Annotated in this window: 15 protein-coding genes and 2 tRNA genes; 7 read left to right on the top strand and 10 right to left on the bottom strand. The window is 65.4% G+C overall.

The genetic code is table 11. The annotated features are described in order from the left end of the window. Window positions 1–85: 85 nt before the first annotated feature. The 4 genes from QFZ94_RS21405 to QFZ94_RS21390 all read left to right on the top strand — a co-directional run bounded on the left by QFZ94_RS21405 (window position 86) and on the right by QFZ94_RS21390 (window position 2,680). A complete protein-coding gene (locus QFZ94_RS21405) occupies window positions 86–358 on the top strand; it encodes an HU family DNA-binding protein (protein WP_008923411.1) in 273 nt (90 codons plus the stop codon). Window positions 359–459: 101 nt separating this feature from the next. Beyond that, window positions 460–535, top strand: a tRNA-Val gene (locus QFZ94_RS21400). A gap of 47 nt (window positions 536–582) precedes the next feature. Next, window positions 583–659 (top strand) — tRNA-Asp (locus tag QFZ94_RS21395). A gap of 86 nt (window positions 660–745) precedes the next feature. Beyond that, window positions 746–2,680 carry a SurA N-terminal domain-containing protein gene (locus QFZ94_RS21390; RefSeq protein ID WP_429459342.1) on the top strand — a complete coding sequence of 645 codons (1,935 nt, stop codon included), beginning with the start codon at window positions 746–748 and terminating at the stop codon, window positions 2,678–2,680. A gap of 82 nt (window positions 2,681–2,762) precedes the next feature. On the opposite strand, the gene QFZ94_RS21385 is transcribed toward QFZ94_RS21390, so the two are convergent. Both QFZ94_RS21385 and QFZ94_RS21380 read right to left on the bottom strand, forming a co-directional pair. Further along, entirely contained in the window at window positions 2,763–3,110 is a 348-nt protein-coding gene (locus tag QFZ94_RS21385; RefSeq protein ID WP_368585935.1) for a hypothetical protein, read from the bottom strand. Window positions 3,111–3,229: 119 nt separating this feature from the next. Continuing rightward, on the bottom strand, window positions 3,230–3,934 hold the full coding sequence (locus QFZ94_RS21380) for an arylesterase (RefSeq protein ID WP_410849141.1): 705 nt from the start codon (window positions 3,932–3,934) through the stop codon (window positions 3,230–3,232). On the opposite strand from QFZ94_RS21380, the gene QFZ94_RS21375 reads away from it, so the two are divergent. Further along, entirely contained in the window at window positions 3,933–4,619 is a 687-nt protein-coding gene (locus QFZ94_RS21375) for an ABC transporter ATP-binding protein (RefSeq protein ID WP_410849140.1), read from the top strand. The genes QFZ94_RS21380 and QFZ94_RS21375 overlap by 2 nt on opposite strands. 142 nt (window positions 4,620–4,761) lie before the next feature. On the opposite strand, the gene pgi is transcribed toward QFZ94_RS21375, so the two are convergent. From pgi to QFZ94_RS21360, 3 genes are all read right to left on the bottom strand, one after another. Then, window positions 4,762–6,384 carry a glucose-6-phosphate isomerase gene (gene pgi / locus QFZ94_RS21370; protein WP_429459339.1) on the bottom strand — a complete coding sequence of 541 codons (1,623 nt, stop codon included), beginning with the start codon at window positions 6,382–6,384 and terminating at the stop codon, window positions 4,762–4,764. Between the two features lie 342 nt (window positions 6,385–6,726). Then, window positions 6,727–8,382, bottom strand: coding sequence for an NAD(P)H-hydrate dehydratase (locus QFZ94_RS21365; RefSeq protein ID WP_429459337.1), 1,656 nt, complete (start codon window positions 8,380–8,382; stop codon window positions 6,727–6,729). A 178-nt stretch (window positions 8,383–8,560) separates the two neighbouring features. Then, a complete protein-coding gene (locus QFZ94_RS21360; RefSeq protein ID WP_429461875.1) occupies window positions 8,561–9,856 on the bottom strand; it encodes an FAD-dependent oxidoreductase in 1,296 nt (431 codons plus the stop codon). Between the two features lie 311 nt (window positions 9,857–10,167). Between QFZ94_RS21360 and purL the strand changes: the two genes are divergently transcribed. Beyond that, a complete protein-coding gene (gene purL / locus QFZ94_RS21355) occupies window positions 10,168–14,250 on the top strand; it encodes a phosphoribosylformylglycinamidine synthase (RefSeq protein ID WP_429459335.1) in 4,083 nt (1,360 codons plus the stop codon). A gap of 175 nt (window positions 14,251–14,425) precedes the next feature. On the opposite strand, the gene QFZ94_RS21350 is transcribed toward purL, so the two are convergent. From QFZ94_RS21350 to QFZ94_RS21330, 5 genes are all read right to left on the bottom strand, one after another. Next, complete coding sequence (locus QFZ94_RS21350) at window positions 14,426–15,205, bottom strand: peptidylprolyl isomerase (RefSeq protein WP_368585928.1); 780 nt, start codon at window positions 15,203–15,205, stop codon at window positions 14,426–14,428. Between the two features lie 10 nt (window positions 15,206–15,215). Beyond that, complete coding sequence (locus QFZ94_RS21345; RefSeq protein ID WP_368585927.1) at window positions 15,216–15,527, bottom strand: BolA family protein; 312 nt, start codon at window positions 15,525–15,527, stop codon at window positions 15,216–15,218. Window position 15,528: 1 nt separating this feature from the next. Further along, entirely contained in the window at window positions 15,529–16,059 is a 531-nt protein-coding gene (locus tag QFZ94_RS21340; RefSeq protein WP_429459332.1) for a septation protein A, read from the bottom strand. A 176-nt stretch (window positions 16,060–16,235) separates the two neighbouring features. After that, window positions 16,236–16,658, bottom strand: coding sequence for a peptide-methionine (R)-S-oxide reductase MsrB (gene msrB / locus QFZ94_RS21335; RefSeq protein WP_013089415.1), 423 nt, complete (start codon window positions 16,656–16,658; stop codon window positions 16,236–16,238). Between the two features lie 75 nt (window positions 16,659–16,733). After that, complete coding sequence (locus QFZ94_RS21330; protein ID WP_410849134.1) at window positions 16,734–18,290, bottom strand: protein adenylyltransferase SelO; 1,557 nt, start codon at window positions 18,288–18,290, stop codon at window positions 16,734–16,736. A 210-nt stretch (window positions 18,291–18,500) separates the two neighbouring features. Between QFZ94_RS21330 and QFZ94_RS21325 the strand changes: the two genes are divergently transcribed. Beyond that, a complete protein-coding gene (locus tag QFZ94_RS21325) occupies window positions 18,501–20,198 on the top strand; it encodes a 3-(methylthio)propionyl-CoA ligase (protein ID WP_429459330.1) in 1,698 nt (565 codons plus the stop codon). Window positions 20,199–20,240 lie beyond the last annotated feature (42 nt).

Below are 20,240 nucleotides of genomic sequence, written 5' to 3'. Positions count from 1 at the left end.
CGGCCTGGCGTTAGCGCCGGCCGCGTGGCGGGAGGTGCTGGAAAGCACTGTCACGATTGCCAATAAACATTCACGGGGGTTTTGAATGAACAAAACGGAATTGATCGATCACATCGCACAGCAAGCCGACATTTCGAAGGCTGCGGCCGGCCGCGCGCTCGATGCAGTCATCGCGGGCGTCAAAAGCACGTTGAAGAAGGGCGGATCGGTCACGCTGGTCGGCTTTGGCACGTTCGCGGTCGGCAAGCGCACCGCGCGCACCGGGCGCAATCCGCGCACGGGCGCTGCGATCAAAATCAAGGCAGCAAAAGTTCCTAAATTTAGGCCTGGCAAAGCGCTGAAGGATGCGCTAAACTAACAGGCTTGCTGCTTGAGGAATTGCTTGACCCGGTTGCGTGATCCATTCATCGGGCGAGCGGTAGCAAGGCAGAAAACACATCAAGCACTGAATCACGAAACGGGTGCTTAGCTCAGTTGGTAGAGCGGCGCCCTTACAAGGCGTAGGTCGGGAGTTCGAGCCTCTCAGCACCCACCAGTTTCAGATTCGGCGGCAGTGTTTTCAGTAGCAAGAGCGCAGTAAAAGGAGTGGTAGTTCAGTCGGTTAGAATACCGGCCTGTCACGCCGGGGGTCGCGGGTTCGAGTCCCGTCCACTCCGCCAGTATCCACGAAAGGCGAACTCCGGTTCGCCTTTTTTGTTGCCCGCTGAGGTAAGATCGGGCGTTCTGTTTTTGGCATCCCTCACGCATGCTCGATTTTTTCCGCAATCACCAACGCCTGATGATGTTCATGCTCATCCTCGTCATTTTGCCGGGGTTGGGTTTTGTGGGTATTCAGGGCTTCCGCGGCTTCTTTGACGAAAGCGCAAACGTCGCGAGTGTCAACGGTCACAAGATCACCCGCGTCGAATATGACGACGCGATGCGCCAGCAGCTCGACCGGGGGCGTCAGATGCTCGGCGCGCAGTTCGACATGAAGTCGTTCGACACGCCGGAGCGCCGCCGCCAGATGCTCGACGGCATGATCGAGCAGCGTGTGCTCGCCGACGAAACGCAGCGTCTGCATCTGACCGCATCGGACGACGCGGTGCGCCGTGCACTGCTGTCCGATCCGGTGATTTCGTCGCTGAAAAATCCCGACGGTTCGATCGACCTCGAGCGCTACAAGCAGTTGCTCGCGATGCAGGGCATGACGCCCGATCAGTACGACGAGCGCATGCGCTACAACCTCGCGATGCAACAGCTGCCCGCGAGCATCGCGGCGAGCGCGTTCACGTCGAAGACGCTTGCGCAGCACCTGACCGAGCTCGCGCAGCAGCAGCGTGAAGTGCAGGGCATCGCGTTCCATCCGCACGATTACGAGGCGAAGATCCAGCCGACCGATGCGCAACTGCAAGCGTATTACGACGCGCATCGCAACGACTTCGCGACGCCCGCTACCGCGACGATCCAGTATCTGGTGATGTCGCCGGCCACGCTGGGCGCATCGGTGCAGCCGAGCGACGCGGACCTGAAGAAATACTACGACGACAACATCGCCCACTTCCGCACCGAAGGCCAAGTGCGCGCGAGCCACATCCTGATCGCGGCACCGAAGGACACGAGCGCGGCCGACAAGGCCAAGGCGAAACAGAAGGCCGAGGAGTTGCTCGCACAGCTCAAGGCGCATCCGGATCAGTTCGCGCAGATCGCCCAGCAGAACTCGCAGGACCCGGGTTCGGCATCGAAGGGCGGCGATCTCGGTTACTTCGGCCGCGGCATGATCGCGGGCGGCCAGGCGTTCGACGACGCGGTGTTCGCGCTGAAGAAGGACGAGATCAGTGGCATCGTGCAGACGGACTTCGGCTTCCATATCATCAAGGTCACTGATGTAAAGCCGGCGGTGACGAAGTCGTTCGACGAAGTGAAAGAGCAGATCACCAGGGAGCTGAAGACGCAACTGGCGAGCAAGGCGTTCACCGACGGCTCGGAAGGCTTCACGTCGCTGGTCTATGAGAAGGCCAAGAGTCTGCAGCCGGCCGCCGACAAGTTCAAGCTGCAAATCCAGACCGCGACGGTCACGCCGCAGCCGGACGCGAAGCTGCCGCCCGACAGCCCGCTGAACAATCCGAAGTTCCTCGCAGCCGTATTCGCGAACGACTCGGTATCGGCGCACAACAATACGCAGGCCATCGACGTCGGGAACAACACGCTGATCGCAGCGCGCGTGACCGACTACAAGCCCGCCGCCGTGCCCGCATTCGACGCGGTGAAGGACGCGGTGCGTCAGAAGGTGATCGCCGAGCAGGCGAACGAAGCGGCGCACAAGGACGGCGCTGCGAAGCTGGCCGAGTTCGAAAAATCGAAGGCGACCGCCGGTTTCTCGTCGCCGCTCAAGGTTTCGCGCAATGACGCGCAGGGCGTGCCGCCTGCCGCACTGAGCGCGATCTACAAGGTCGATGCGCAAAAGTTGCCGGCCTACGTCGGTGTCGATCTCGGCGATGACGGCTATGCGATCTATCGCGTGAATCAGATCGTGCCGCCCGCTGCCACCGACGCGCAGCATCTCGCCGTCGCGCAGCAGCAGATTGCGCAGGTGGACTCGCAGTCGCAGGCCGAGGCCTATCTGAAGGCGCTGCGCGAGCGCTCGAAGGTGCAGTTCTACGGCACGCTCGACAACGCCGCCCAGACGGCCGACCAGTAAGCCGTAGCAAGCATTCCCTGCAGGTCAAAAGAAAAGCCCCGCAAATGCGGGGCTTTTTCTATCTACGGCCAGAGCGATCGTTTCACAGACAGCCGCTGATCGCGCCGGTAGCATTGCTTGCGCCCGCGCCGGCGCCGCCTGGGCGGAAGCCGACCCACGTGCCCTTGCCGCTATACGACGGACGGACCACCGCTGCGGCGCCGTTGGGCGGTTGCTGGCCCGGGACGTAGACGTCCATGGCCTGATCGTTGGCCAGGATACTTTGCGAAACGACCTGCTGTTGTGAGCTATCCGCCCATTTCTGCGCGATGCAGGTTGCGACGGCGCGAGGCGGCTGCTGGCTTTGACCCACCGACTGAACCCCCGCGGGCGGTTGAGCCGCGCAGGCCGAGATGGCAACAGTCAAAGCGATTAACGGTAAGTATTTCAACGTTATCTCCTCAGGAGTCGCTCAAGATTGAGCCGGGTGGCACGGAACGGCCCATGTATCGAACGGCTCGGCGATCCGTGCTCCCCCCAGGTTCCGGAAACAAGTCGTTAGCAGGTGTTTCAGTGCGGCGAACTTGTGCGAAGGAGTGGCTTGACAGCGGGCCACACGTTGTTGAGTAGCAGCGGCTGTGCCTGCTGCGTCGGGTGGATCTGATCGGCCTGGAACATATCCGGTTTATCCGCGATGCCGGCGAGCAAAAAAGGCACGAGCGGCAGATGGAATTCCTTCGACAACTGGCCGTAGAGGCCGTGGAACTTTTGCGTATAGTCGGGGCCGTAATTGGGCGGCACGTACATGCCGACGAGCACGACCTTCGCATGGCCGTGCTGCGCCTGTTCGATGATCGTGCGCAGGTTGGCCTCGGTCGTCGAAAGCGGCACGCCGCGCAACGCGTCGTTGGCGCCGAGTTCGACGATCACGATGCTCGGCTTGAGCCGTTCCATCAGCGCGGGCAGACGCGCGCGCCCGCCGCTCGTCGTGTCGCCGCTGATGCTCGCATTGGCGACGCTATAATCGATGCGCTCTTCGGCCAGACGCTGACGCATCAACGCGACCCAGCCCGTATCGCGGGGCAGCCCGTACTCGGCGGAGATGCTGTCGCCGAGCACGACGATCACAGGCTTCGCGGGTTCGGGCGCATTCGCCGCATGAGCCTGCAACGGTAACCAAACCAGCGCGGCGGCCATCATGGTCGCGCCGAATGCCGCGGTCAGCGCCGCGGCACGAGGGGCGATGGCGCGCACTTTCAATCTACGCTTCACCATGCCAAACAGAACTGATCCAGTCATTGAAGTGCGGGGTTTGTGCAAGAGGGTTAAGGATGCAACGGGTGAACTGACGATTCTCGATGACATCGATCTTGCCATCGATGCCGGCAGCAGCGTGGCGATCGTCGGTGCATCCGGGTCGGGCAAGTCTACGCTGCTCGGCTTGCTCGCGGGATTGGACAGCGCGAGCGCAGGCTCGGTTCGGCTGCTCGGCCGCGAACTCGGCGATCTCGACGAAGACGGGCGCGCCGCGTTGCGCAGCGGCGCGGTTGGCTTCGTGTTCCAGTCGTTTCAATTGATGCCGCATCTGACCGCGCTCGAAAACGTCACGCTACCGCTCGAACTGCAAGGCGGCATCGGCACACGCGAGGCCGCCGCGCGTGCGCGCGAACTGCTCGAACAGGTAGGGCTCGGGCAACGCACCGGTCACTATCCGAAGTTGCTGTCGGGCGGCGAGCAGCAGCGCGTTGCGCTCGCTCGCGCGTTCGTCACCCGCCCGAAGATCCTGTTCGCCGACGAACCCACCGGCAGTCTCGACGCGGCCACCGGCCACGCGGTCATCGATCTGATGTTCGAGATGAATCGCGCGCACGGCGCGACGCTCGTGCTCGTCACGCATGACATCGAACTCGCGCGGCGTTGCGATACGACGGTGACGATAGAAGCGGGGCGGCTCGCGTAATGATCTGCGCCGGATCGCGGGCTCGCGCTCGCGCATCGCCGCAACCATGTAGTCGTCGAAGCAAAAACAAAAGCGGGCCGCAGCCCGCTTTTGTTTTGTCTATCGCGCGCTAACGCCGCTAACGCGCACATCAAACTTCCACTCAGCGCTTCAACGCAGCCCGCGCCCGCGCGATCAACGCCGAGGTCGACGAATCATGCTTCTTCACGTCGGCACTCGCCGCACCCAGATCGGCCTCGACCACCTTGCCGAGGATCTTGCCGAGCTCGACGCCCCACTGGTCGAACGGATTGATGTTCCACACCGACGCCTGCACCAGCACCTTGTGTTCATAAAGCGCGATCAGCGCGCCGAGCGTGCGCGCGGTCAACGCGTCGAGCAGCAGCGTCGCGGTCGGGCGGTTGCCGGGGAAGGTCAGGTGCGGCGCGAGTTCCGGCTTGTCGGGGCCGGCCACCTTCTTTGCTTCCTCGAGCGTACGACCCAGCATCAGCGCTTCGCTTTGCGCGAAGCAGTTCGCGAGCAGCTTCGGATGATGGCTCGCGAGCGGATGCTCGGGCGTCAGCACTGCGATGAAATCGATCGGCACGATCGTCGGGCCCTGGTGCAGCATCTGGAAAAACGCGTGCTGACCGTTCGTGCCCGGCTCGCCCCACGTCACCGCGGAGGTCGCATAGTCGACGAATGCGCCGTCGAGACGCGCGGACTTGCCGTTGCTCTCCATTTCGAGCTGCTGCAGATACGACGGCAGAAAATGCAGCGCCTGTGAATACGGCGCGACCAGATAGCTCTGCGAGCCGAAGAAGTTGCGATACCAGATGCCGATCATGCCGAGCAGCACCGGCAGGTTCTTTTCGAGCGGCGCGGTACGGAAGTGCTGGTCCATCTCGTTGGCGCCGGCGAGCAGCTCGTCGAACTGCTGCGGGCCGATCGCGATCATGATCGACAGACCGACGGCCGACCACAGCGAGTAGCGTCCGCCGACCCAGTCCCACATCGAGAACACGTTTTCTTTCGCGATGCCGAACTTGACGACTTCGGCCGTATTCGCCGACACGCCGACGAAGTGCTTCGCAAGCGCGCTTTCCGGGCAGCCTTTCTGGATGAAGAAGTCGCGCAGCGAACGCGCATTGGTCATCGTCTCCAGCGTCGTGAAGGTCTTCGACACGATGATCGCGAGCGTCTCCTCGGGATCGATCTGCTGCATCACGTTGTACAGATCGGCGCCGTCGACGTTCGACACGAAGTGCGTCGAGATCTCGGGCGTCGCCAGATGATGCAGCGCGTGCACGACCATCTTCGGCCCGAGATCCGAGCCGCCGATGCCGATGTTCACGACATGACGAATCCGCTTGCCGGTGTAGCCGGTCCACGCGCCGCTGCGAACCTGCTCGGCGAACGCGGCCATTTTCTTGCGCTCGGCCTGCACGTCGGCGAAGAAAGGCGCCTTCGGGTCGGTTGCGCGCAATGCCGTGTGAAGCGCGGCGCGGCCTTCGGTCGGGTTGACGACTTCGCCCGCGAACATCGCGTCGCGGCGCTTTTCGACGCCGGCTTCGCGCGCGAGTTGCACGAGCAATTGCAGGGTTTCGTCGGTGATGCGGTGCTTCGAGAAATCGGCTGCGAGACCGCCGCCCGCGAACGTGAAGCGTTCGGCGCGCGTGGGAGCGGGATCGTTCTCGGGGGCGAACCAGTCGCGCAGATGCGCATCGCGAATCTTGTCGTAATGCGTCTGCAGCGAGGACCAGGAGGGGAGCGAGTTCTGGGTCATAGCGTCCGTCTAACCAAGGGGCACGAAGGAAGGCGCGCGCATGAAGCACGGCCGAGAATGATGCGGCGATTCAGTCAGAGCGATGCCACGCGGACCGGTTCGCGAGCGGGTGCCGACGATACTTCGCGAAGCCGGTGAACTTCGCGAAAACGCGAGGCGGCGCACGCGCCCGCTGGAGTATCGCCGCGACCCGCGACATCGATCCGACGCGCGGCGCAGGCAATCAGTATAGCGGGGATGCGTGGCGGGCAGCAGTGCGTTGCGCGCGGTCGCAATGATTGGGATCGCGATGTTTCACCGGTGTGAAAGAGCGAGGCGACCGAGCCGCGCACGACCCGTCCGTCAGGCAGGCGTCGCCGAATAGAACAGCCGGTTCAGTAGGGTGCGCACCATCGGCGCCAGCTCGCCGGCCGTCAAACCCGCGGGACCTTGGCCCTGCGCGGTCAGCGTATCGGCGGCGAGGCCGTGCAGATAGACGCCCGCGAGCGCCGCCTCGAAGCGTGGCAGGTGCTGCGCGAGCAGCGCGCCGATGATGCCGCCGAGCACGTCGCCGGTGCCGCCCGTCGCGAGCGCGGCGTTGCCGGTTGGATTCAGCGCGAGGCGGCCGTCGGGCGCGGCAATGATCGTGCCGACGCCTTTCAGCACGACGACGCTCGCAAAACGCGCCGCGAGCGCACGGGCGGCCGCCAGACGGTCGCGCTGCACGCTCGCCGCATCGCTGCCGAGCAGGCGCGCGGCTTCGAGCGGATGCGGCGTCAGGATGCACGGATCGCCCTGCACGCCGCGCGCGGTGACTTCGGCGGCGAGCGCGGGATCATTGGCGATCAGGTTCAGCGCGTCGGCATCGAACAGCTTGGGCACGTCGAGCGGCAGCACGTCGTGCAGTACGCGCGTCGCGCGTTCGCCATGCCCCATGCCGCAGCCGATCGCGAGCGCATCCATCGAATCGAGCGGCAGCGTGTCGATCGGATGCAGCATCAGTTCCGGGTGCGGCGGATCGTAGGGCGGGGCGCCTTCGCCGAGCAGCGCGACATGAACCTTGCCCGCGCCGCTGTAGAGCGCCGCGCGCGCCGCGAGGATCGGCGCGCCGCACATGCCCGTGTCGCCGCCGACGACCGCGAGGCTGCCGAAGGTGCCCTTGTTGGTCGCGAAGGTGCGCGGGGGCATGAACGGGCCGAAGAGGTCGGGGGCGCTGAGCTGGATCGCGGCGCGCGGGGCGCCTGGGGCAGCGTCCTGGCCACCGCCGCCGCCGTTGATTCCTGCGGTGAGCCCGATCGGTGCGACGGTCACCCGCCCGGTCAGGTCGCGGCCCTGCGCGGTGAAAAGCCCCGGTTTCGCGCCGATGAACGTGATCGTGTGGGTCGCATGGACCACCGCCGCGCCATTGCCGCCGATCACCGCGCCGGTGTCGCTGTCGAGCCCGCTGGGCACATCGAGCGCGAGTACGGCGCCTTGGGTCGGGCGCGTCTTCGTGCGTTGCGACAATTGCCGCGCGAGCGTCGCGAATACGCCGTCGAGCGGCCGCGCGAGACCGATGCCGAACATGCCGTCGACGAGCCAGCCATAGCCGTCGAGCGAGGCGGGCGGCGCAGTGTCGATCGGCACGCCGGCGGCGCGTGCGGCGTCGAGCGCCCAGCGCGCGTCGGCCGGCTTCACTTCGACCGGCATGCAGACTTCGACGGCGATGCCGGCCTTGTGCAGCTCCGTTGCGACGACCAGCGCGTCGCCGCCATTGTTGCCGGGGCCGGCGACCAGCCACGCGCGCTGCTGCGCTTTCGTCACCGAGGTATCCGCGGCGATCCGTTCGAGCAGCCAGCGCGCGGCCGCGTGACCGGCGCGCGCCATCAGCGTGTGCCCGGGCAGGGACGCGGCGGCCTGGGATTCGGCGATGCGCAGGTCGGTCAGCGTCAGCAGCGGCAGCGCAAGCGGCTGCGGGTCGCTGAGTGGGGCGGTGAGCGGATCGAAAAGGGTGAGCAGCGAGTTTTCGGCGTCTGTCATGGCGAAACCTGGCGGTGCGCCCGCGGCACGGCGGGCAGACTTGGGAATCGCTATGGTAGTGCCGATAGGCGCGCGGCGTGCGGCTGTTTCGGTGTTGGCGGTGGGAGTGGCGCGATGAGCGCGCCGTGTCGACAGCGGGCTGTCAGCCCGCCATCCCCGCGCGGAAGAGCGCGAAACCTTACTGGAACCGCTCCGGCCGCAACGCCGCGAGCGTGTCTGGCGGCAACGTCAGTGTCTGCCCCGACATCAGCTCTGCAACGAGCTTGCCCGCGCCGCAGGCGAGGCCCCAGCCGGCCGGGCCATGCCCGACGTTGACGAACAGGCGCGGATGCAGCGCGTTGCCGATCACCGGCAAGCCGTCCGGCGACAGCAGTTTCACGCCTTCCCACGGCAGCGCCGCCGAAATGCGCGCGGCGCCCGGAATCCAGTCGTGCGTCGCCTGACCGAGCATCGCGAGCGCCTCCTTGGTCGGCGCTTCGCCGAGCGGCTTGTCGATCTGGCTCGCGCTTTGCAGCACCGCACCGCCCGCGATCCGCAGCCGATGGTTCATGCGGCTGATGCCGATGCGCTTGACCGCATCGACGATCGCGACATGCGGCGCGCATTCCTCGTGCGCGATCGGCGCGACCAGCGAATGCAGCCGCAGCGGGTGCAGCGGCAGCTTGAGTCCCGCGCGTTCGAGCAGCGCCAGGCTGCCATAACCGGCCGCGACCACGATCGCGTCGGCCTGGACCACGTCGATTTCGCGCGAGCGGGGCGCGCCGTCGCGCGGCGCGAGTTCGACCGCCGCACGCTGATTTTCGAGCCGGATGCCGGTCACCTCGCAGTTCGGCATGAACTGCACGCCGCCCTGGGCGTCGAGCACCTGTTTGACGAGCTTGGTGAAAAGCGGACAGTTCGCGGTGCGCTCATGCTCGAACAGCACGCCGCCGGCGAATTCAGGATCTGTGGGCACCGCATGCTCGAACGCCGCGCATTCGGCCGGGCTCATCACGTGATGCGGCACTTCGAACTGGCCCAACAGATCGAGCGCAGCGGCGCTCAATTCCCATTCGTGCGCGCTGCGCACGAGGTACAAGAGACCGCTCGCCTGTTCGAATTCGAGGCCGAAGCGGGCTTCCACGTCGGCCATCGCCTCGCGCGACGATTCGATCAGCGGCCGCAACAGCGCGTACTGGCGCGCGAACGCCGCGGGTTCCTGCCATGCTCCGAGCTGCTTGATGAACTGCCGCGCGGCGCCGTTGAAGCCGGTCTTGCTGATCACGCCATTTTTCGCGTTGTAGCGGCTCGCCATGAAGGTCGGGCCGAACCAGACGTCGAGCGGCGTCGGCAGCACGCTGCCGCCTTGTCCGTAGGTGGCGCCTTGCGCGACAGTCGCGTGACGCTCGACGACGCATACCCGATGGCCGGCCGCGCGCAGCTGATAAGCGGTGGCGACGCCCGCTACCCCGCCGCCAATGACGATGACATCCATGTTCTGATTCGATGTGCCGACGGGCGGCTCGCGCGTTCCCGCTGGCTGTGACATGCGGCGCGCCGCAGGGTGAAGCCCGTGCCGCGTGCGCCGATCTGGTGAAACGCGAATGATAGCAGTCAAAGCACCCGCGCGGCGACGCGACGGGCACTCCAGCGACGCCTCGCGCGCGCAGACGCAGGCCGCCGGCGCGACACCCCGGAGCCCGCTGGAAGCCCGTTCCCGGGGTATAATCTCGGACTTCCTTTCCGCCTCACGTCGCCTGCATGCGCGGCTCCCCGGCATCAATGAGCGACGCAACGTCAAGTCCCATGGCCCACTTCTCGTGTTTCCCCGGCGCTTCGGCCCTTTCCGATTTCCGTCAAACCCGCCTGCTCGAAACGCTCACGCGCATCGACCCGAATATCACCGGCGTGCGCGGGCAGTATCTGCACTTCGTCAATGCCCAGACCGAACTGTCCGCTGAAGACAGCGCAAAGATCGAGGCGCTGATGCACTACGGCGATCCGTTCGAAGCAGGCAAGGAGCGTGGCGCGGTCGAAACCTTCCTCGTGGTGCCGCGCTTCGGCACCGTGTCGCCGTGGGCCAGCAAGGCAACCGACATCGCGCATCATTGCGGTCTCACGCACGTGCGCCGCATCGAGCGCGGCGTCGAATATTCGGTGACGCTGAAAAGCGGCCTGCTCGGCGGCAAGAAGACGCTGTCCGACGAAGCGCGCGCGGCCGTCGCCGCCGCGCTGCACGACCGCATGACGGAGAGCGTCGCGCCGTCGCGCGACCATGCGCTGCATCTGTTCGACGAGCTGCCGGCCAGGCCGCTGCAAACGGTCGACGTGCTCGCGAGCGGCCGCGCCGCGCTAGAAACCGCCAATGTGGAACTGGGCCTCGCACTCGCCGACGACGAAATCGACTACCTGGTCGACGCATTCACGAAACTCGAGCGCAATCCGACCGACGTCGAACTGATGATGTTCGCGCAGGCCAACAGCGAGCACTGCCGCCACAAGATCTTCAACGCGGACTGGACGATCGACGGCGAGAAGCAGGACATGTCGCTGTTCAACATGATCCGCAACACCGAGAAACTCAACCCGCAGGGCACCATCGTCGCGTATTCGGATAACTCGGCGATCATGGTCGGCGGCATGGCCGAGCGCTGGTTCCCGCGCACGCCGGCCACGCTCGGCGCGAGCGAATTGCCCGAGCACTATGGCCGCAGCGTCGAGCTCACGCACACGCTGATGAAGGTCGAAACGCACAACCACCCAACCGCGATCTCGCCGTTCCCGGGCGCCGCGACCGGCGCGGGCGGCGAAATCCGCGACGAAGGCGCGACCGGCCGCGGCGCGCGTCCGAAGGCGGGCCTCACGGGCTTCACGGTATCGAACCTCGAATTGCCGGACGGCGTCGAGGCGTGGGAAAACGCGCGCGACTCGGCGCAGCCGCTCGCGCAGCGCAATCCCGCCGACCAGCACGAAGCGTACGGCCGCCCGGACCGTATCGCGTCGCCGCTGCAGATCATGATCGACGGCCCGCTCGGCGGCGCCGCGTTCAACAACGAATTCGGCCGGCCGAACCTCGGCGGCTACTTCCGCACCTACGAGCAGAACGTCGCGGGTCTGGTGCGCGGCTATCACAAGCCGATCATGATCGCGGGCGGCATCGGCAATATCTCCGACCAGCACACGCACAAGCACGATCTGCCGGAAGGCTCGCTGCTGATCCAGATCGGCGGTCCGGGCATGCGCATCGGCATGGGCGGCGGCGCCGCGAGCTCGATGGCGACTGGCACCAACACCGCTGAACTCGACTTCGACTCGGTGCAGCGCGGCAACCCGGAAATCGAGCGGCGCGCGCAGGAAGTGATCAACGCGTGCTGGCAGCTCGGCGAGAAGAACCCGATCCTCAGCATTCACGATGTCGGCGCGGGCGGTCTGTCGAACGCATTCCCCGAAGTGGTCGACGGTGCGGGCAAGGGCGCACGGTTCGAACTGCGCAAGATCCAGCTCGAAGAAAGCGGCCTGTCGCCGCGCGAAATCTGGTCGAACGAAGCGCAGGAGCGCTATGTGCTGGCCATTTCGCCTGCCGATCTGCCGGTGTTCGAGGCGATGTGCAAGCGCGAGCGCTGCCCCTTCGCGGTGATCGGCACGGCCACCGCCGAGCGTCAGCTGAAACTGATCGATGCCGAGCAGAACGAAGCCGCGCACCAGCCGGTCGACATGCCGATGGAAGTGCTGCTCGGCAAGCCGCCGCGTATGCACCGCGACGTGAAGCGCGTCGAGCGCAAGCTCGAACCGGTCGACGTGACCGGCCTCGCGCTGCAAGAGGTCGCGCAGAGCGTGCTGCGTCACCCGACGGTTGCGAGCAAGTCGTTCCTGATCACGATCGGCGACCGTTCGGTCGGCGGCACGACCGCACGCGACCAGATGGTCGGCCCGTGGCAGGTGCCGGTGGCCGACGTCGCGATCACGACGATGGACTACGCGGGCTTCAGCGGCGAAGCGATGACGATGGCCGAGCGCACGCCGCTCGCCGTCATCAACGCGCCGGCCTCGGGCCGCATGGCGGTCGGTGAGGCGATCACCAACATCGCGGCGGCGCCGATCGCGTCGCTCGACAAGCTGAAGCTGTCGGCCAACTGGATGGCCGCGTGCGGCGCACCGGGCGAAGACGCGGCGCTCTACGACACGGTCAGGGCGATCGGTATGGAACTGTGCCCGGCGCTCGGTATCGGCATTCCGGTCGGCAAGGATTCGCTGTCGATGCGCACGCGCTGGGAAGACAGCGGCGTAGCGAAGGAAGTGGTCGCGCCCGTGTCGCTGATCATCTCGGCTTTCGCTCCGGTCGAAGACGTCCGCAAGCATCTGACGCCGCAATTGCAGCGCGTGAGCGAAGTCGGCGAGACGGTGCTGATCGCGATCGACCTCGGCCGCGGCAAGCAGCGCCTGGGCGGCAGCATCCTCGCGCAGGTCACGCAGCAGGTCGGCGATACGGTGCCGGACGTCGACGATCCGGAAGATCTGAAGCGCTTCTTCAACGCGATCCAGGCGCTCAATAGCGACGGCAAGCTGCTCGCGTACCACGACCGCTCGGACGGCGGCCTGTGGGCGACGGTCTGCGAAATGGCGTTCGCGGGTCACGCGGGTGTGTCGCTGAACGTCGACATGCTGGTGCTCGACGCGAATCACGAATCCGATTACGGCGACGCGAAGGACTGGGCAAAGCAGACCAGCGGCCGCCGCGAAGACCGCACGCTGCGCGCGCTCTTCAACGAAGAGCTCGGCGCCGTCGTGCAGGTGCGCACGGCCGATCGCGACGCGGTGCTCGCCGCATTGCGCGAACATGGTCTGTCGGCGTGCTCGCACGTGATCGGCAAGACCAACGAGCGCGACGTGATCGAGATCTATCGCGACGCGAAGAAGGTCTACGAAGCGCCGCGCACCGAACTGCATCGCACGTGGAGCGAAGTGAGCTGGCGCATCGCCCGTCTGCGCGACAACCCCGCTTGCGCCGACGCTGAATACGATTCGCTGCTCGATGCGGCCGACCCGGGCATCACGCCGGTGCTGAGCTTCGATCCGGCGGAAGACGTGGCCGCGCCGTTCGTCGGCAAGGGCGCGCGTCCGCGCGTCGCGATCCTGCGCGAGCAGGGCGTGAACTCGCATCTGGAGACGGCCTATGCCTTCGATCGCGCCGGCTTCGATGCTCACGACGTGCACATGAGCGACCTGCTCGCGGGCCGCGCGAACCTCGCCGATTTCGCGGGCGCGGTCGCCTGCGGCGGGTTCTCGTACGGCGACACGCTGGGTGCCGGCGAAGGCTGGGCGAAGACGATCCGCTTCAACGCGCAACTGGCCGACATGTTCGCCGCGTTCTTCGGCCGTGAAGACACGTTCGCGCTCGGCATCTGCAACGGCTGCCAGATGATGAGCAGCCTCGCGTCGATGATCCCCGGCGCCGAAGCATGGCCGAAGTTCACGCGCAACAAGTCGGAGAAATTCGAGGCGCGCTTCTCGCTCGTCGAAGTGCAGGCATCGCCATCGCTGTTTTTTGCGGGCATGGAAGGCTCGCGCATTCCGGTCGCCGTCGCGCACGGCGAAGGTTTTGCGGACTTCTCGCAGCAGGGCGACAAGTCGAAGGTCGCGGTTTCGATGCGCTACGTCGATCACCGTGGTCAGGCCACCGAGCAGTATCCGTTCAACCCGAACGGTTCGCCCGAGGGCATCACGTCGGTCACGACTGCAGACGGCCGCTTCACGGTGCTGATGCCGCACACGGAGCGCGTGCATCGCGCTGTGCAGATGAGCTGGCATCCGCAGGGCTGGGGCGAGATCGGCACGGACGCGAGCCCGTGGCTGCGTGTGTTCCAGAACGCACGTCGCTGGCTCGGTTGATGAGTCGAGGGGGCTGCCGCCTGCGTGCGGCGGCCTCTGTTTGCGGCGGCAGCACGTTGACGCCCCGCAAGTCTCACAGCAACAAAAAAGCCGCCCACGGGCGGCTTTTTTGCGTTCCAGCTTCTTCAGAGCCAGGAGACGGCGGACTGTCCAAAGACGATCCGCCCGCTGACACTCACTGAATCTTCGCGCTCTTGCGCAGATTCTCTTCGAATGCCTGCAGCTTTTCCTGCTGGATCTGCTGCACGATCTGCGCACGCACCTGCTCGAGCGGCGGCGGCGTGACGGCGCGGATGTCATCCACACGGATGATGTGCCAGCCGAATTGCGTATGCACCGGCGTGTCGGTCATCTGGCCTTTCTGCAGATGGGTGGCCGCGTCCGCGAATTCAGGCACGTAGGCCTTCGGGTCCGACCAGTCGAGGTCGCCGCCGTTCTTGCCCGATCCCGGGTCCTTCGAGTATTGCTTGGCGAGATCTTCGAAGCTTGCGCCGGCCTTGATCTTGGCGATCAGGTCCTTCGCCTGCTGCTCGTTGTCGACGAGGATATGGTGCAGGTGATATTCCTTGCCGCCCGCTTCCTTGACGAGCGCGTTGTAGCGCGCGGTGACTTCGGCGTCGGTCGGCTGGTTGTTCTTCACGAAATCTTCGATCAGCGCGCGCAGCACGACGGTTTGCTGTGCGACCGCGATTTGCGCCTTGATGTCCGGACGGTTCGGCAGCCCGCGACGCAGGGCTTCCTGCATCAGAATTTCGCGATTCACGAGCTCTTCGCGCACGGCCTGCTGCAGCTGCGGCGTGTCCTGCTGGCCCTGGTGAACCAGTTGCTGGATCAACGCATCGGCGCGCGACTTCGGAATCGGCGTACCGTTCACGACGGCGATGTTCTGTGCGAATGCAGGTGCGGCCGCGAACGCAGCCAGCAATACCCAGAGGCGGGTTTTCTTCAAGGTCATCGAAAGGTTCCTAGCGGGGCAACAAAGCAAATTCTTCGGGCGTGTACGCCGTGATGGCAAGGGCATGAATGCCGCGCTGCATGGCATCGGCCAGCGCATCATACACCATGCGATGCCTTGCCACGCGGGGCTTGCCGGCAAATGCGACGGCCACGATCGTGACGCTGAAATGACCGCCAGCCGCGGCACCTGCATGGCCCGCGTGCTGCGCGCTGTCGTCGGTGATGCTGATCGACTCGACGGGTGCGAGCGCGGCCGCGAGGCGCGCCTCGATCAGCGCGGCGCGCTCGGCGGTGGTCGCGTGCATGAACAGGTCGCTCATGTCATTCCTCCTTCATGTACTTCGACAGCCACAGGCTCTGTCCGACGATGAACACGAGCAGGCAGCCGGTCGCGCCGAACAGCTTGAAATTGACCCACTGATCTGTCGTGTAGTGATACGCGACGAACAGGTTCAGAAGACCGAGCAGCACGAAAAAGACCGCCCAGATCAGGTTCAGCTTGCCCCAGATCGCGTGCGGCAGCGTGATCTGCTTGCCCATCATCGCTTCGATCAGATTCTCGTTGAAGCCGAGCTGCGACACGATCAAAGCGACGGAAAACGCCCAGTACAGCACGGTCGGCTTCCATTTGATGAAGGTGTCGTTGTGCAGCACGAGCGTCGCACCACCGAATACCACGACGACGCCGAGGCTCACCCACAGCATCGGGTCGACCTTGCGGTGGCGGAACGCCACCCACGCGATCTGCACCAGCGTGGCGACGATCGCCACTGCCGTCGCCGTGAAAATGCCCCAGATCTTGAAGGCGACGAAGAACAGGATGATCGGGAACAGATCGAACAGGAATTTCATTATCTGGTCGGGAAGTGGGAGAGTGAGTCGAACGGTGAGTCGAACATTGATGCGCGCCCGCTTGGCGCGCAAGGTGCGCGGCGCCCGCCGACGAGCGGGAGTACCGCATTGAAAGGGCGCCGCGCGCGGTTTTGCGCCGCGGCGCCCGAAGCGGGCAAGGCTGCTGCCGCGCCGCGTTACTTGGGCTCGAATTGTAACGCAGCCGAATTGATGCAGTAGCGCAGACCGGTCGGCGCCGGTCCGTCCTCGAACACGTGGCCCAGATGCGCGCCGCAGTTCTTGCACTGCACCTCGATGCGCAGCATGCCGTGCGAGCGGTCGGTCTTCTCGGCGATCACCTCGCCGTTGATCGGCCGGAAATAGCTCGGCCAGCCGCAGCCGGCGTCGAACTTGGTGTCCGATTCGAACAGCGGCGTGCCGCAGCACACGCAGTCGTAGACGCCGCGTTCCCAGTGATCGTTGTAGCGGCCCGTGAACGGGCGCTCGGTGGCCGCGTGGCGGGTCACCTGGTATTCGATGTCGGACAGCTCCTTGCGCCACTCGGCGTCGCTTTTCTGGACGGCTGGGGCGTCATGCTTGAGATCGTCGGGGTTGCTCATGGTCGGGTTCCTGTCTCGGGTTTGTACCGGTGTTTTCTGGCGGGATGGCCGCGGCGATTGAACTGCGCCGGTGCGTCATGACGAACAGCTCACTTCGAGCGAGCTCGCCCAGTCGGGCGGCAGACCCGCATACGTCGCGTATTCGGGCTGCTCGTCGAACGGGCGACGCAGCACGGCCGCGAGCCGTTCCACCTCGGAGAAATCCTTCTCCCTCGCACGCTGGATCGCCGTTTCCGCCAGATGGTTGCGAAGTACGAATTTGGGGTTCACACGGTTCATTGCAATGGCGCGCGCAGCGTCGTCGCGTGACTCAACGGCGAGCCGCGCGCGGTAGTCGTTCGCCCATGCGTCGAAGGCGGCGCGATCGAGGAACAGATCGCGTACCGGCGCATCGCCGCTCGCATCGTGTTTCGACAGGCGCGCGAGATTGCGGAACGTCAGCGTGAAATCGGCGCGGTTCGTGTGCATCGCTTCGAACAGCCGGTTCACGAGCGCGTCGTCGCCGTCGCGCGCCTGTTCGAGGCCGAGCTTCGCGCGCATGCGGTTTTCGAGCGCCGGCGCGAAGCGCTCCTTGAAGCCGGCGAGCACATGCTGCGCTTCTTCGACCGCCTTGTCGGCGCGCACGCTTTCGTCATGCTTTTCGCCGAACAACGGCAGCAATCCCTGCGCGAGGCAAAAGAGGTTCCAGTACGCGATTTGCGGCTGCAGCCGGTAGGCATAACGCCCCTGCGTATCGGAGTGATTGCAGATGTGGCCGGCATCGAAGCCATCCATGAAGCCGAACGGTCCGTAGTCGATCGTCAGGCCCAGGATCGACATGTTGTCGGTATTCATCACGCCGTGACAGAAACCGACCGCCTGCCAGTCGACCATCAGATCGGCGGTAGAGCGTACCGCTTCGGCGAGCAGCGCCAGATACGGATCGTCGGCCTCCCTGCAATGCGGATAGAAGCGTTCGATCACATGATCGGCCAGCGCGCGCAACGCGTCGACGCGATCGTTCGCATAGAAGTGCTCGAAGTGTCCGAAGCGCACGAAGCTCGGCGCGACGCGCGTGACCACCGCGGCGGTTTCGATCGTCTCGCGCCGCACCGGCTGGTCGGAGCCGATCACGCACAACGCGCGCGTGGTCGGAATGCCGAGATGATGCATCGCCTCGGAGCACAGATATTCGCGGATCGACGAGCGCAGCACCGCGCGGCCGTCGCCCATGCGCGAATAAGGCGTGCGGCCCGCGCCTTTGAGCTGCAGCTCGTTGCGCTCGCCGTCGTGTTCCAGCTCGCCCAGCGTGAGCGCGCGGCCGTCGCCGAGCTGGCCGGCCCACACGCCGAATTGATGGCCCGAGTACACCGACGCATAAGGCAGTGCGTCGGCCGGCCAGTCGCGCGTCGCATTGCCGCAGAACAGCTCGAGAAAGCCCGGCTCGCGTTCGATGCCCTCGGGCATCCCGAGCCGCGCGGCGGTGTCGGCCGAGAAGCCGACGAGGTAGGGTGCGTCGAGCGGCGCGGCTGGCAGCCGCGTGAAGAAGGTGCCGCCGAGCCGCGCGAACGCGTTGGCTGGGGGAGTGGCGAGTGTGTTGGAAAGATCCGTCAATGCTGCGGATAACCCTGCAATGCTTGGGGAAAACGACATGTTGAGCGCCTCTGGATTAGCCGATATTGTAAGTCCGCGCCCGCGGCGGTGCTGGGCGGCCGGCTACATCGTTCGGACCATGCTGCGTACGACGCCGCCACGATCGTGCACCTCGCGCTGTTCGGCGCGCTATCCGTTTCACGACCATATATTCAACGAACCCGACCGCAACCCCATCGACACACTAACGAGCCGAGGAGACCCCGCCTTATGACGACGCCGCTGCTGGGCCAGATGATGGACGTGCCGCTCACCGTATCATCGTTGCTCGCGCATGCCGCGCGCCATTTCGGCAGCACCGAGATCGTGTCGCGGCGCATCGAAGGCGACCTGCATCGCTACACCTACCGCGATTGCGAGAAGCGCGCGAAGCAACTCGCGCAGGCGCTCATCGCGCTCGGCGTCGAACCGGGCGACCGGGTCGCGACGCTCGCGTGGAACGGCTACCGGCATCTCGAAGCGTATTACGGCACCACCGGCTTCGGCGCCGTGTGTCACACCATCAATCCGCGCCTTTTCCCCGATCAGATCGCCTACATCATCAATCACGCCGACGATGCGTACGTGCTGTTCGACACGACGTTCGCGGCGCTGGTCGACACGCTCGCGCCGCAGTGCCCGCGCGTGCGCGGCTGGATCGCACTGTGCGATGAAGCGCATCGGCCGCCGATGCAAACGTCGGTGCTGTGCTACGAAACGCTGATGGACGGGCAGGACGGAGTGTTCGACTGGCCCGCGCTCGACGAGCAGCAGGCGTCGTACCTCTGCTATACGTCGGGCACGACTGGCAATCCGAAAGGCGCGCTGTACACGCATCGCTCGACGGTGCTGCATGCGTTCGGCGCGGCGTTGCCCGACTCGATGAGCCTGTCGGCGCGCGACTCGGTGCTGCCGATCGTGCCGATGTTCCACGTCAACGCGTGGGGCCTCGCGCATGCGGGGCCGCTGACCGGCGCGAAGCTCGTGTTCCCCGGCAAGGATCTCGACGGCAAGTCGCTGTACGAACTGATGGAGAGCGAACGCGTCACGTGCTCGGCCGGCGTGCCGACCGTGTGGCTCGGTCTGCTGAACTACCTGCGCGAAACCGGAGCGAAGTTTTCGTCGCTCGAGCGCACCGTGATCGGCGGCTCCGCCTGTCCGCCCGCGATGCTGCGGGTGCTCGAGGACGACTACGGCGTGCAGGTGATCCATGCATGGGGCATGACGGAGATGTCGCCGCTCGGTACCTTGTCGAAGCTGAACTGGGAGCAGAGCCAGCGGCCGCTCGCCGAGCAGCGCAAGCTGCTCGAAAAGCAGGGCCATGTGATCTATGGCGTGGACATGAAGATCGTCGGCGAGGATGGCCGCGAGCTGCCGTGGGACGGCGTTGCGTTCGGCGATCTGCACGTGCGCGGGCCGTGGGTCATCGACCGGTATTTCCGCAAGGAAGATTCGCCGCTCATCGACGGCTGGTTTCCGACCGGCGACGTCGCCACGATCGACCCCGACAGCTTCCTGCACATCACCGACCGCTCGAAGGACGTGATCAAGTCGGGCGGCGAATGGATCAGTTCGATCGAACTCGAAAACGTCGCAATCGCGCACCCGGCGGTCGCGGAAGCCGCGTGCATCGCATGCGCGCATCCGAAGTGGACCGAGCGGCCGCTGCTCGTCGTCGTCAAACGCGCGGGGCACGACGTCACGCGCGACGAACTGCTGGCGTTCTACGACGGCAAAGTGGCGAAGTGGTGGATTCCCGACGACGTCGTGTTCGTCGACGAACTGCCGCACACGGCGACCGGCAAGCTGCAGAAGCTCAAGTTGCGCGACCTGTTCCGCGACCACGTGCTGCCGTCCGCGCTCGAAGACAGCCGCGACTGTCCACTGACCACCGAGGCCCAGGGGAAACCCCGTTCGATAATAAATTGAACGTTCGTGCTTTTTCAGTGTATTCTGCGCGCTGACACCCGG

Origin of the sequence: Paraburkholderia sp. JPY465, assembly GCF_050436725.1 — a bacterium.
GTDB classification, from domain to species: Bacteria; Pseudomonadota; Gammaproteobacteria; order Burkholderiales; family Burkholderiaceae; genus Paraburkholderia; species Paraburkholderia youngii.
The sequence above is the reverse complement of the archived record's forward strand: the minus strand, read 5'-3'. Positions and strand labels throughout refer to the sequence as shown.

Coding starts and splice junctions, on each gene's coding strand:
- QFZ94_RS21350 (WP_368585928.1), bottom strand. CDS start 15,205: ATGACCTTGAAGAAAACCCGCCTCTGGGTATTGCTGGCTGCGTTCGCG.
- QFZ94_RS21380 (WP_410849141.1), bottom strand. CDS start 3,934: ATGGTGAAGCGTAGATTGAAAGTGCGCGCCATCGCCCCTCGTGCCGCG.
- QFZ94_RS21325 (WP_429459330.1), top strand. CDS start 18,501: ATGACGACGCCGCTGCTGGGCCAGATGATGGACGTGCCGCTCACCGTA.
- QFZ94_RS21365 (WP_429459337.1), bottom strand. CDS start 8,382: ATGACAGACGCCGAAAACTCGCTGCTCACCCTTTTCGATCCGCTCACC.
- QFZ94_RS21390 (WP_429459342.1), top strand. CDS start 746: ATGCTCGATTTTTTCCGCAATCACCAACGCCTGATGATGTTCATGCTC.
- QFZ94_RS21375 (WP_410849140.1), top strand. CDS start 3,933: ATGCCAAACAGAACTGATCCAGTCATTGAAGTGCGGGGTTTGTGCAAG.
- msrB (WP_013089415.1), bottom strand. CDS start 16,658: ATGAGCAACCCCGACGATCTCAAGCATGACGCCCCAGCCGTCCAGAAA.
- QFZ94_RS21340 (WP_429459332.1), bottom strand. CDS start 16,059: ATGAAATTCCTGTTCGATCTGTTCCCGATCATCCTGTTCTTCGTCGCC.
- QFZ94_RS21345 (WP_368585927.1), bottom strand. CDS start 15,527: ATGAGCGACCTGTTCATGCACGCGACCACCGCCGAGCGCGCCGCGCTG.
- QFZ94_RS21405 (WP_008923411.1), top strand. CDS start 86: ATGAACAAAACGGAATTGATCGATCACATCGCACAGCAAGCCGACATT.
- pgi (WP_429459339.1), bottom strand. CDS start 6,384: ATGACCCAGAACTCGCTCCCCTCCTGGTCCTCGCTGCAGACGCATTAC.
- purL (WP_429459335.1), top strand. CDS start 10,168: ATGGCCCACTTCTCGTGTTTCCCCGGCGCTTCGGCCCTTTCCGATTTC.
- QFZ94_RS21360 (WP_429461875.1), bottom strand. CDS start 9,856: ATGGATGTCATCGTCATTGGCGGCGGGGTAGCGGGCGTCGCCACCGCT.
- QFZ94_RS21330 (WP_410849134.1), bottom strand. CDS start 18,290: ATGTCGTTTTCCCCAAGCATTGCAGGGTTATCCGCAGCATTGACGGAT.